Source organism: Nostoc sp. PCC 9305 (assembly GCF_963920915.1).
Classification (GTDB): Bacteria; Cyanobacteriota; Cyanobacteriia; order Cyanobacteriales; family Nostocaceae; genus Nostoc.
In genome coordinates this window covers 1-11989 of sequence record NZ_CAWUDN010000166.1, presented here as the reverse complement: position 1 = coordinate 11989, position 11989 = coordinate 1, and the positions used below count along the sequence as shown (strand labels likewise).

At 40.1% G+C, this 11989-nt stretch carries 13 protein-coding genes; 5 read left to right on the top strand and 8 right to left on the bottom strand.

Going from position 1 to position 11989, the window contains the following annotated elements; all coding sequences use genetic code 11:
- Nucleotides 1-170: 170 nt before the first annotated feature.
- Nucleotides 171-527, bottom strand: a complete 357-nt coding sequence (locus ACM0OX_RS33560; RefSeq protein ID WP_334880928.1) for a hypothetical protein — start codon at nucleotides 525-527, stop codon at nucleotides 171-173.
- 643 nt (nucleotides 528-1170) lie between these two features.
- Here ACM0OX_RS33560 and ACM0OX_RS33555 point away from each other — a divergent pair.
- A complete protein-coding gene (locus ACM0OX_RS33555; RefSeq protein WP_414519288.1) occupies nucleotides 1171-1533 on the top strand; it encodes a DUF2809 domain-containing protein in 363 nt (120 codons plus the stop codon).
- Between the two features lie 284 nt (nucleotides 1534-1817).
- Here the strand turns inward: ACM0OX_RS33555 and ACM0OX_RS33550 are convergent, their stop codons facing one another.
- The 3 genes from ACM0OX_RS33550 to cobJ all read right to left on the bottom strand — a co-directional run bounded on the left by ACM0OX_RS33550 (nucleotide 1818) and on the right by cobJ (nucleotide 5386).
- Nucleotides 1818-2864 (bottom strand): glycosyltransferase family 2 protein, encoded by a 1047-nt coding sequence (locus ACM0OX_RS33550; protein ID WP_414519286.1) that lies wholly within the window; start codon nucleotides 2862-2864, stop codon nucleotides 1818-1820.
- A 509-nt stretch (nucleotides 2865-3373) separates the two neighbouring features.
- On the bottom strand, nucleotides 3374-3658 hold the full coding sequence (locus ACM0OX_RS33545; protein WP_414519284.1) for a hypothetical protein: 285 nt from the start codon (nucleotides 3656-3658) through the stop codon (nucleotides 3374-3376).
- 6 nt (nucleotides 3659-3664) lie between these two features.
- Nucleotides 3665-5386, bottom strand: a complete 1722-nt coding sequence (gene cobJ, locus ACM0OX_RS33540; RefSeq protein ID WP_414519294.1) for a precorrin-3B C(17)-methyltransferase — start codon at nucleotides 5384-5386, stop codon at nucleotides 3665-3667.
- Between the two features lie 289 nt (nucleotides 5387-5675).
- On the opposite strand from cobJ, the gene ACM0OX_RS33535 reads away from it, so the two are divergent.
- Together ACM0OX_RS33535 and ACM0OX_RS33530 are read left to right on the top strand one after the other, a co-directional pair.
- A complete protein-coding gene (locus ACM0OX_RS33535) occupies nucleotides 5676-5924 on the top strand; it encodes a helix-turn-helix domain-containing protein (protein WP_099103407.1) in 249 nt (82 codons plus the stop codon).
- Nucleotides 5906-6595 carry a BglII/BstYI family type II restriction endonuclease gene (locus ACM0OX_RS33530; protein WP_414519292.1) on the top strand — a complete coding sequence of 230 codons (690 nt, stop codon included), beginning with the start codon at nucleotides 5906-5908 and terminating at the stop codon, nucleotides 6593-6595. The genes ACM0OX_RS33535 and ACM0OX_RS33530 overlap by 19 nt, the downstream gene beginning before the upstream one ends.
- Nucleotides 6596-6606: 11 nt before the next feature.
- On the opposite strand, the gene ACM0OX_RS33525 is transcribed toward ACM0OX_RS33530, so the two are convergent.
- Both ACM0OX_RS33525 and ACM0OX_RS33520 read right to left on the bottom strand, forming a co-directional pair.
- The gene (locus tag ACM0OX_RS33525) at nucleotides 6607-7716 is read right to left on the bottom strand and encodes a DNA-methyltransferase (protein ID WP_414519283.1); all 1110 of its coding nucleotides are present in this window, start codon (nucleotides 7714-7716) and stop codon (nucleotides 6607-6609) included.
- A gap of 278 nt (nucleotides 7717-7994) precedes the next feature.
- Entirely contained in the window at nucleotides 7995-8402 is a 408-nt protein-coding gene (locus tag ACM0OX_RS33520; RefSeq protein WP_414519281.1) for a hypothetical protein, read from the bottom strand.
- A gap of 166 nt (nucleotides 8403-8568) precedes the next feature.
- Between ACM0OX_RS33520 and ACM0OX_RS33515 the strand changes: the two genes are divergently transcribed.
- A complete protein-coding gene (locus ACM0OX_RS33515) occupies nucleotides 8569-9270 on the top strand; it encodes a DUF547 domain-containing protein (protein WP_414519279.1) in 702 nt (233 codons plus the stop codon).
- On the opposite strand, the gene ACM0OX_RS33510 is transcribed toward ACM0OX_RS33515, so the two are convergent.
- Both ACM0OX_RS33510 and ACM0OX_RS33505 read right to left on the bottom strand, forming a co-directional pair.
- Nucleotides 9255-10010, bottom strand: a complete 756-nt coding sequence (locus ACM0OX_RS33510) for a TIGR04283 family arsenosugar biosynthesis glycosyltransferase (RefSeq protein WP_414519277.1) — start codon at nucleotides 10008-10010, stop codon at nucleotides 9255-9257. The two genes, ACM0OX_RS33515 and ACM0OX_RS33510, sit on opposite strands and share 16 nt — an antisense overlap.
- Nucleotides 10011-10277: 267 nt before the next feature.
- On the bottom strand, nucleotides 10278-10727 hold the full coding sequence (locus tag ACM0OX_RS33505) for a rhodanese-like domain-containing protein (protein WP_414519275.1): 450 nt from the start codon (nucleotides 10725-10727) through the stop codon (nucleotides 10278-10280).
- Between the two features lie 200 nt (nucleotides 10728-10927).
- Here ACM0OX_RS33505 and ACM0OX_RS33500 point away from each other — a divergent pair, with 200 nt between their 5' ends.
- A complete protein-coding gene (locus ACM0OX_RS33500; RefSeq protein WP_414519290.1) occupies nucleotides 10928-11815 on the top strand; it encodes a pirin family protein in 888 nt (295 codons plus the stop codon).
- Nucleotides 11816-11989: the final 174 nt, after the last annotated feature.

The following is an 11989-nucleotide window of genomic DNA, read 5'->3' as shown; positions in this document are numbered from 1 at the left end:
GGATCTAAACGCTGTGAGGCAACTCTCAAAGACTTGTGTATACACCGTAGCCGCTTGCGGGGTGGGGTGTAATGACTGTGGTTAGCAAGCCCTAATTATGCGGACATGATATTATGCCCTCATAAAAGTTTGCGGATATTTCTTATAAACAAAGATAAATTTGCAAAATCCTAATATACCAAGGGTATCGCCCCGCGCATCTGACGCAAAGAATTTATACAAGCAGGACAATCACAGCCAAATAAGTCGATTGCCACATTGCTTTCTTCATCATTGAACTCCAGCATGGGAGCATCTTCTTGAGAAAACTCTATTTCACGTTGATAGTTAGGAATTTGAGCCAATACGGAAGCTCTGGCACATACTAAACCCACTTTATGTTTATTGCGTATACAAGATAGACGATCTGTGATTTTGGCTCCTGGTTCTGGCTCCATAGCTTGTGCGTGATTCAGCATTACTCCCATAGAGAGAAGAGAGCTAATCAGCACTGGAGAAGAAAGCAAACTCAGTATGAATTTGTTCATTGGTTTTCTTGAAAAACAATCTCGATTGCTCAGATTATCCGATTAAATCTTACAGTGCAAGTAAATGTGTATCAGGAATAGCCCAAAATCCAGATGTAGAGATGCGATTTATCGCGTCTTTGCAATTTATAATTTTCATCAAAAAGCCTTAACCGAGCCGTATTGTCATATAACGCAAGTCTGTTTCTAATAACGTCAAAGCAGAAGTTGCTACAGGCTGCGCGAAACACCCAAACGTGAAGGCAGAAGCTCTTACAGAGAAGACGGAAGTTGCTACAGACTACGCGAAACACCGAAACGTGAAAGCAGAAGCTCTTACAGGGAAGACGGAAGTTGCTACAGGCTGCGCGAAACACCGAAACGTGAAGGCAGAAGCTCTTACAGGGAAGGCAAAACAGAGAAGTTTATTGGTAGACAAAGAGTTTTATATCCCATTGTCATTTGGAAACCTACTCAGTAATAATAGAATCTTCAACAGAATCTATCAAGAATTAAAGAGGTTGATAAGCTGTTCCACATTTAAATTGCATAATTACGGCGGGCAAGATGCCCACCCCACAAGAGTTATATAAATTTTAGATATGCAAGCTAGATGTGGTTGAGCTTAGTCAAAGCAGGTGTTTTTTGAGCGCTATTGATTGCCATGTTTATCTTCAACAAAAAATATTTTTATCTCACAATTTTACTATTTTTAATAGAAATATGTATTGCTGTTTTTGTCAATGATAGTTTCATTCGTCCTTTTATCGGTGATGTTTTAGTAGTTATATTAATTTATTGTTTTGTCAAAGCTTTTTTGAATATACATTCATCCATCGTCGCTTTATCAGTTTTTGCCTTTTCTTGTGCAATCGAAATTCTGCAATATTTTAATTTTGTAAATAATTTAGGATTACAAAAATACAAGATTCTGGCTGTTGCTTTGGGAAGTGTATTTGATTGGAAAGATATTTTTGCTTATGCAATAGGTATCATAACAATCCTATGGTTGGAAAATAGAACATGATTACTCGATCGAGTATTTCGCGGCGTTCAATAGGGAGAGTAAATTCAGGAATAATATTCTAAATTCAATCATGTCTATCTCCAATACAAATCAGTATAGGAGCTATGATTTGGTTGTTAACCCAACTGACTACAAGATTATTTTCTTGGAACTAGGCTGCGTAGTTTACCGCCGTAGGCATCGCAGCCTAGTTGTGAAGACGTACAGTTTTATAACCTTTCCAGTCACAGGGTTGTCCAATTACTCCCTTACCTCATATTTCTGTGACAATCTTTTGGTCTTACTTATTTATTGTTGCTGGGAGAATAGAAACTGGGATGCATGGGTTTTCTTCGTTTTATCTGGATATTATAAAGCATCTCAAAAACTAATTTATTACCCATCACATAGTATTGAAATCGACGTTGGATAATATCGTTAAATTTAGAAATAAAATCATAAAAAAAACTTGGGTTTTTCGTGAGTTCTTTCAATGCTAATAACCATTTTCCTTCTTTGATAGAGAATGAAACTTGATAGTAAGCTAAATTTCTGTTGTAAACTGTAAGATTGTAAGACAGAGCACGCATTAAAGCTGGATTTTTTTTCACAGCTTTTTGCTGCATGAAAGAATAAGTAGCTATGCAAGATTGATTTAGACGTTTAAATGGGCTTTCACGTACAAGAGAAGAAGAGCGCGAACGGTAGAAATAATAGGCTTCTGGCACTAGAAAAAAGCGAGCGCCATTAATTAAGCATTTCATGTCAAGCCAAAAGTCCTCAGCTATACTTAGGGTTTCATCGTACTCTATGCTGTGTTTAACCAAAAATTCTCGTTTGAACATAGGCTTACTTAAACCAAGATGCAGCCCTGCTTTTCCATAGACATCAGTCTCTATGAAATAAACGATATCAATTTTGAGAATTTTATCTATATGTTCTCCACTTTCTTGAATCAAGGTACTCCAAGGAGATGTTGCACCATCTTTGATAAAATAAACATCATCTGCAATCATATCTGCATTTGCTTGTTCTGCTAGCAACACAAGCTTTTCTAATCTTTCATGAGCATACCAGTCATCTGAATCAAGAACAGCAATCCATTCTCCTTGGGCTGCTCTGATAGCAAGATTACGTGCAGCAGAAACCCCAAGGTTTTGTGGATTAACTATCACTGTAAGACGTGGATCGGTAAAACTCTTTGCAACTTCTACAGTTTTATCAATCGAACCATCATCGACAACGATAACTTCAAGCTCAGTGAGTGTTTGATTTAAGACTGACTCTATTGCCTTCTTAATATAAACTTCAGTATTGTAGGCAGGGATAATTACAGAGACTTTAGGATTCATGAAACTAAACTCCTGACTAATTACTACATGCTTAGATTACAATGTTAAAATTCCAAAGAAAATGTGTTGAAATAAGAATTCAGAAGTCCGAATCAAGACACTTAAGGATTTATTGGCATTCGCGTTAGCGTCTCTGAAAGCGAAACCTTTCGTAGAGAAGGAGCTTCGTTATCAATCGGGGATTTAGGCCCACTAATGAATTCTTACATCACCAAAATCTCTTGTTTTGTGAAGTTCTTAAACCTGATGATTCATCCGCTAGTTATACAGAATTCAGAATAAATTCTGACTTTTGAAACAATGTATTCTGTTTGATAATAATTTATTTTTTCATAGCGTAATCATCAATGATTTTTACTTATTTACATTACAGATAGGTGAGATATATTGGGATTTTCGTTTGAATGAACTACATACACGAGTTGTATCGTAACACAACTATGACTGCTGTTGTGAAAATTAAAAATTTTGACGATGTATCAGTTGCTGTTGCACGCTTTTGGGAACTTTTATGCATGTTTCTCAGATTTTCCTGTGTGTTGATAACCTGCTAATTGATGAATTGAACAAAAAGTAATGTTGAACACATTATCCACGCCTGCTTGTGTTCCGTTTGTGTGATGTACATCACACTCAAGAATTCCAACTCGCTTGATTTGTTTTATTTCTAAAGCATAAAGGGTAGCGATCGCAGCATTACAGAAAATGCAAAATCCCATCCCTTCATCTTTGAGTGCTTTAAAAAAAAAGTGCTTATCCTTATCCTTTTTTGCTCTCTTTGCTGACAGCGCCAATCGTGCCTATTCGGTATAGCGACGCGGCGTATAAACCCAGATATTACCATCGCGGCGCTTGATGGTTCGGGTTTTTGTGGAACCAACGAGAATAATTGTCCGCATATCAGCGCTTGCTGGCGTCAACTGCTCAAGTGCGATCGCTTTTACTGTTTGTCCTGGCCGACCGAGATTCCGGGCCAATACTACTGGTGTATCTGGTGTTCGATGTTGCAGCAAAATATTTCTCGCTTCTGCCAGTTGCCAAGTACGCTCTTTGGAAACAGGATTGTAGAAAGCAATGACAAAATCAGCCTCAGCAGCAGCGGTAATTCGTTGTGCGATCGCAGACCAAGGTTTTAAGATGTCAGAGAGGGAAATAGCGCAGAAGTCATGCCCAAGAGGCGCACCAATGGCTGCTGCTGCTGCCTGCATTGCAGAGATGCCTGGGGCCACATGAATGTCGATACTGTCCCATTCAGGTTTAGCATAGCGATCGCACACCTCAAAAACCGCTGTTGCCATTGCATAGATACCGGGATCGCCAGATGAAACTACAGCTACATATCGCCCAGATGCAGCCAAATCAAGGGCCATCTTTGCTCGTGCTTCTTCTTCGCGGTTGTCAGACTCATGCCGTTGCTTGCCATCAGCCAGAGAACCAATTAAATCTAAATAAGTTTTATAACCCACTAGGTCGGTTGCCGACTTGAGTATCTCCTTCACTTCGGGAGACATCCACAGCGAACCACCAGGGCCCGTGCCAATAACCGCTAACCGTCCGCGTGGCTGACCAATGGTGTTGGGATCAATTACTTGAGGGGCAATAGCGATCGCAATGTTAGGAGAAGGAGAAGATAAAGGGGATGTACCTGTGGCGGCGATCGCTGCGGCTTCGGCGGGGCTATAACCTTGTGAAAGTAGATTTTCTAGCTGATTTGGGGTAAAAAAGCGGGTGGGTACTCCCAAGGCGCTAGATACGGCGTGGATTGTGGGATCGGCTGCGGCGGTGATGGGTGCAAATATCCCGGCGACTGATGCTGTTTCTAGTTTGGCATCAGCTAGTAGCTGTTGTACTAAAGCTACTGCATCATCAATCATGCCACTAATTGCGATCGCGATCGTTGCTGGATGATAGACAAGACAGTTGGTTGTAGGAGTCACCAAACGTTCTGTAACTTGGATGGTCAAATCTCCCTTGGGATCTATCGGTAATTTACTATCACTCAACCAAGGTGCTATTCCTTCGAGATTAACTTGCGCCCCAGCTAGCACATCTGAGATAAATTTCTTCGCATCGTCTGGGTTGGCTAAATGGTATCCAGGGGGAGGAGATAACAGCGTTGTACCTAAACGTAAATCGCCTGTGGTCGTAATTGCAGGTTTGACATCAAGGGCTTCGGCAATGCGGCGAGCCAAATCGTTGACTCCACCAAGTCCGCCCAAGAGAGGGACAACAGCACTTCCATCTTCAGCCACAGCTAGCACTGGTGGTTCCTGTCGTTTATCCGAGATTACCGGAGCTAACGTCCTAATTAAAATGCCGGCGGCACAAATGCCAATCAGCGGTCTTCCCTGCATAAATAACTCGCGCAGCATCTCGCCAAAATTCGTGAAGCTGACATCAACTTCCGATGTGCGACCCTCTAAACCGTATAGTGTTGCCCCTGGTAAGACGCTGATTATTTTGCGTGCTACTGTCACGCTATTTTGACCCAGTATTACAATGGCAGGTGCAACATTCATCATCATAAATAGATATCTTGCAAAATTTGATATCCTTCAAATGAAACCACAGATTTAGACATACAGCGACTTCATATTTACAAGCTTGGAGAATTAAGCGTGTGATGTTTATGACGGGCAACTTTTGGAGAGCCTACGCTAACGCTTACGCGCGTGCTGTTTTCAGCATAGCTGTTAAAAACCTATTTTGGGTTTATCCTATATTAGGTTTTAGAATTTAAATGAGTTTAGCAATATGTAATAGCTCTCATTGAGATCGAATAAACCATCGCCAGAAAAAAGGCAAGCTAAAGTGCCTAAATCAGTTTTCAGCGAAGATTACAATCGGTTTCGCCAGTTACTTATAGAAGCGCGGAAAGCTGCAAAGCTCACTCAAACAGAGTTGTCAGCAAAGCTAGAGCTTCCACAATCTTATGTATCAAAGTATGAACGTGGAGAGCGTCGTCTTGACGTAATTGAATTTTTACAAGTTGCCCAAGTTCTTGAAATCGATCCGCTTGCTTTTATCAAAGAACTGTTGAAATACCAAAAGGAGACATAATAATCATTATTCAATATGTTGATTTTAACGCAGCAGATACAATAATTAATACTCAATACCAAAACGAATGGCATGATATTAGTACTACTCTCACTAGAATGCCTTTGCACATCAAGGCTTCAGATCAAGCTGGAATTCAAGGTAATGCAATATTCGATCCAGTAGGTACGAACGAATATATTAAAGCTGCTTTTATTCATGATGGTTGGCAATCAAATATTCCTATTCCAGCACCTTATAGATTTTTAGGTACAGATGTTGATTTTGCTAAAACTGGCATTATCATTGAAATTCAATTTTCTAACTATCCCTTTCTACTCAATAACACTTTGCGCTCAGAATTGTTCTTCAAAGCTAAAACTGAATTTATTGGATACCCGACTAATTTGGTAATTATAGTAACAAAGGCTCTGATGTTTCCTGCCTCCAATAGCACTCTTTATTACGAGCAAGCTGTTAATCAATTAACAGCTTTGGCTAAAAACCAAGTTTTTGATGTACCAATCAGACTGGTTGGATTATTTGAACAACAAAATACAATAGTTCCTATTATCTGGACTGAGTATTTATCTAAAAGATATTCTAGAACTGTAAATACTAGAGTTAGTCGCCAATGCCAAATTATTGCGGGACGTTCAGCCCGTAGTCGTTGTCTAATTAACTTATTGTAAAAATTAATCTATTAAGTCCATAATCTCAATTCGATTTGTTCTACTTCTTCTACTTGTTTTACCATTTGATTTTGTAAAGGGGTCGTTTTCCCGTTTCCATTAAGCTTTGCATCTACTGGAATCTCTTCACCTCTTAGATTAGCTGCAAAAGCAGATTCTTCATAGATTAATCTATCTTCCATTTCTTGCAAGTGATACTCTTCTGGATAAATTTTTGCTTTGCTGCGTTCTGAAGCTTTATTTCCTACTTGCACATCAAACTTAAATTTATCAATAGATTGACCAGTTTTTTCAACATAATCACGCAATGTTTTTAAATTTGGAAAACAACCATTTTTATCTGGATTGCCACTGAGACGACGCAACGCAACTTGATGATATTTCGGTTCAATTTCTGACCCGATAAAATGACGTTCATGATCTCTTGCAACTACTGCCGTAGTACCAGCTCCCATAAATGGATCTAAAACAATATCATTTTCGTTAGTTGTAGCTAATATAATTCTAGCTACCAAGTCTTCTGGAAATTGGCAGGGATGTATAGTTTGTTCTTCATGATTGTGTTTAACATTCCGAAACAGCCAAATATCACCAGGATTTTTACCTTCTGGATTGCATGAAAGTTCCCCCTTTCGATTCCCTCGATAATGTTTCTTATTTTGATATTTTTGGGGAACTCTAATAGTATCTAAATTAAATTTATAGTTATCTGATTTAGTAAACCAAAGAATAGTTTCATGTCTACAAGAAAACTTTTTCTGGGCATGAAGACCATGTTGCCTAGCCCATATAATTCGGTTGCGAGGAATTAATCTGCATGACTCTAAAATCGGAAAAAAGCGAATATCCAAAGGAATCAGCATTCCTCGGTCAGAAAAAGCACCAACTTGCCAAAATAGCGAACCTGTATTTTTGAGAATCCGGCTACATTCAACCAGAACGGCTGTTTGTTCTGCCAAATAAATCTCAAGAGCTTGCCTTGATTCGTATTCTTTGCCTAGATTATAAGGTGGAGAGGATACAACTAAATCAACACATTCATCTGGCAGATTACTCAGCAGTTGTAAGCTATCCTCTAAGAGAATCTGGTCTAAGGGTAGATTCTCTCTATTAGTCTTCATTACGATACCTACCTTGCAAGTAATAATAGGCTTTCGTTATCATAACCTATTTTAGGTTATTAGCAAATTATTAAGAAAAATATCAATAGTAAGTCAAATATAATACCATACTTACTTTAACAATCTACCTTGCTGCTGTAGACATACATACCTAAAGGCGATGGAGAGGCGATCGCATTCTCTCAAAAAAGTGCGATCGCTTGTTAAATTAAGGATTACAAACTCCTAACATCTGACTGGAAATTAGAACTCCAACCAAAATCCAAAGAATTTCATCCCTAATCCCCAGTCTCAACTCTATTAGCTTTACGTTCTTTCAGTACTTGATCTAGTAAGTTTCTAGCAGGTTGTGCTTTAGCCAACGCTACTTGATGGTCATTATAAGCACGAACAAGGCGAGAAAGACTGCTCACACCTGTCTTGAGTTGCTCAAGTTCTTCACCAGCAACTAGTTCTCCATCAAGCATCCGCCCAATCAACGGTTTAATATCGCCCACTTCCTGCCGGACTTTTTGGAGCTTTTCTAAAGAACTCAGTAAGGTTTTTAGTGAGTTCAATATGTCGTCAATATCTTGGGCATCTTCCACTGGCTCAGGTGGATTTTCAATTGTTATCGTATCTTTGTCTGAAGCTGTAGGCAATTCCTCTACAGACGTTTCACTTGTAACCCCGTTTGACCGTGCCATCAACGCTTCCTCAAGGAATTTTCCTCAGTGTATCGCTGATTTCAAGTTGCCAAAGATAGTATTGTTATAATTCGTTAAATAAATACTTGTACAAATTCAACTGTACGTTGCGATCGCGAAAGCAAAGAATTCCCTTAGCTACGGCCAACATATAAACACAGCAATAATGATTGATTTTGAACCTTGGGACAGGTTGTTGCGTCAGTATGTCGATCGAGAGGGTCGTGTAAACTATATTGCTTGGAAAACTGAGCAACCTCAAGCGATCGCAAATTGGTTGTCGAGTCAAAAAAATCTGGCTTTTACATCTAATAGCAACACTTCTGATCAATTAGCATTGTGGATCAACCTTTACAATGCGTTCACCATTTCGGCAATTTTGGAGAGATACCCGCTTGAGTCAATTCGTCCGCGAATCTTAGGCATTCCCAACTGGCTGGCTTTTTTGTGGTTCTTCCAACGTCGTGCTTATTATATATTTGACGAACGTTATAGTTTAGCCCAAATAGAAAACCAGATTCTGCGGAATCAATTGCAGGAGCCACGAATTCATTTTGCAATTGTCTGCGCTTCGGTTGGTTGCCCGTTACTGCGTGCTGGAGCTTATTTTCCTCAACAAGTTACTCAGCAGTTAGATGAAGATACCCGTCGCTTCATTAACAATCCTGAAAAAGTCCGTTATGACTCAGATAGTAAAACGCTCTACTGTAGCAAAATCTTTAAATGGTATCGTCAAGATTTTCTGAAGGTCAAATCCTCTATTCCAGAATATATCCGCTCCTACCTAGAAATAGACTTGCCAATAAATGCCTCAACGCCGATTTCCTATCTCTATTATGACTGGAGCCTGAATCAGCGAATATCTTGATAAAATTGTTTGAGATAATTTGCATCAACGCCAATCCCCCACAAAAAACCGATATAAAGGTAGATTGCGTTTGCTTTCCAGCTACCCCATTTTGCGACACGACGATCTGAAGAGTGAACAATGCGGTTTACCAGATAAATACGTCCTTTTTTAACTAATCTCAGGCATAAATCTCCATCTTCCATAATCGGCAATGCCTCATCAAATCCGCCGCAATCCCAAAAGTCAGTGCGACGACAAAACATTACCTGATCTCCAAACAACAGGCGCAATCCTCGAAAAAACAGGTGAGGCTTAAATAGCAGTGGCGCGTAGTAGGTTTTTAGATAATTATGTAGAGAGATGCCCCAGCGAGTTGTTTGAGATCCACTCATCAGAGAAATGAACCCCCCACAAGCAATGGTTGACTCTGCTAGAGTTTTCTCTATTACAGTGATTAGGTCATCCGGCACCCAAGTATCTGCATGAAGAAAGCAAAGAATATCTCCAGTTGCAGCCGATGCTCCGTAATTCATCTGAATAGAACGCCCGCGTCGCTCAGATGAGAGAACTTGTACGCCTAGCGACTGATTGAATGACTCAAAGCATTGTTTTGCAACTGCCACTGTCTCATCATCGCTGCCACCATCTACTACTATCACTTCAAAAGCAGGCGGATTAAGTAAAGTCAATTGGCGCAATGTCCGCTCTAAGCTAACTGCTTCGTTTAAAGTAGGAATGACAATCGAAACTTGAGACATGCAGCTTAAGTAGTTTTATCGTTGCTTTTATTCTACTTACGAATGGCACTAAGAAAAGCCCAAAGACTTATTGTATCCTCGTTCCCAGCCTCCAGGCTGGGAACTAGTTCCGAGAGGCTCTGCCTCTTGTCAAGAAAGAAGAGGCGGCAGCCCTCCGAGAATGGTTTCCCAGCCTGGATGCTGGGAACTAGTTGGGGCAAGGGCTGTATCTTGACTTAGTGCCATTCATTCTACTTGCTTAATGTTGACAAGCTCTTAGTCCAAAGTTCAACACTCCTGAGTATGGTAAGTAGCTTTTAGTAATTTTCCCCATATTGCATTGTAAGGATGTACAACCTTTGCCAGATGCCCATTTTGAAAGATCGGCCTACCTTCGTTTGCCCACTGAAAAATTCCACCATTCAAGTTATAAATGCACTTAATCCCGGCTTCATCCAGTTTTTGGGCTAATTTTGCGCTCCGGTAGCCAACAGCACAGTACACAACAATTAGTCTATCTTTTGAAGCTGTTGCAATTGCTGCTAAGTCCTCTGTGAGAGGATCTATGCGTACTGCTGTTTCGATATGACTTACTGCATACTCAGTCTGACTTCGTGCATCTAGTAATAATGGACGGGGCTTTGCAGAATCTGATAGTAATTGAGCTAATTGGTTACAATCAATTTCCTCAACAGCAGGAAACTGAAATCTAATCAGAAGTTTAAGAAAGTTAAACATGAGCGATCGCACTTGTCAAAAGACTCTCTGGTTGAGAAACAATACTGACTGGGGCTGTGTTTAATATTTAATAGTAAAAAACAGGCGATCGCATTGGCATGAACCCTACAAAACAAATAGATAACTCATCAAGATTAACTTATTTACAAGTAAATATACTTATAATAATTACAGCATTTACTAATCACCTGCGATTATTTATGGCAATTCTTCAACTGATTGAACCCGAAGTTAAAAATCTGGGTGGTTTTTCTGCCCGCCGCAGTTTGCCATATCCTAATCGCCAAACGGTTGGGCCGTTTATCTTTTTCGATCATCTTGGCCCGTCCGTTATGCCCCCCAATCAAGGCATCGATGTCCGACCACATCCCCATATTAATCTGGCAACGGTAACTTATTTATTTGATGGTGCTTTGATGCATCGCGATAGTTTAGGTACTGTGCAGGAAATCCAACCAGGTGCAGTCAACTGGATGATAGCAGGAAAAGGGATTGTCCATTCAGAACGCTCACCTGACTTTGACCGTCACAAAGAAGCTACTATTCATGGTATTCAAACCTGGGTCGCCCTGCCTGTTGAACACGAAGAAATCGAGCCAACGTTCATTCACTATCCGGCTGAAATCCTTCCTACCTGGGAAGAGAATGGCGTTATCATCAAACTTATTGCTGGGCAAGCATTTGGCTATACTTCACCTGTAAAAGTTCTCTCACCTATCCTCTATTTAGATGCAGTGTTGTCTGCCAACACCCACTTCACTATCCCTACAGATTATTCACAAAGGGCAGTATACAGTGTCACTGAGGGATTGAGGATTAATGATGAACCGATGGAGCAATATCGTCTCGCTATTCTAGAGTCAGGCGATCGCATTGAGGTTTCTGCTACAACTGCTGCTCGATGTATTATTATTGGCGGTGAGCCGTTAGGTACACGCTACAAATGGTGGAATTTTGTCTCTAGCCGACCAGAGCGAATAGAGCAAGCTAAAGCTGATTGGCGCGACTCTCGTTTTGCTAGCGTGCCCGATGAAACAGAGTTTATTCCACTGCCAGAAGTGGTAACAGAAGCTAATCCTTTTTCATAAGTGTGTCAAAATAATTCGTAATTTATAATTCGTAATTCGTAATTATTTACCCCACGGCTGAAGCCGGAGGCTAAAATGCGGAAAAAATTGTTTTTTTCCATTAATAAATTAAGGGGCTTATAAGTAGAACGGCGTGGAAAAACCAAACTATGTAAAGATAAATAAATACGGAGA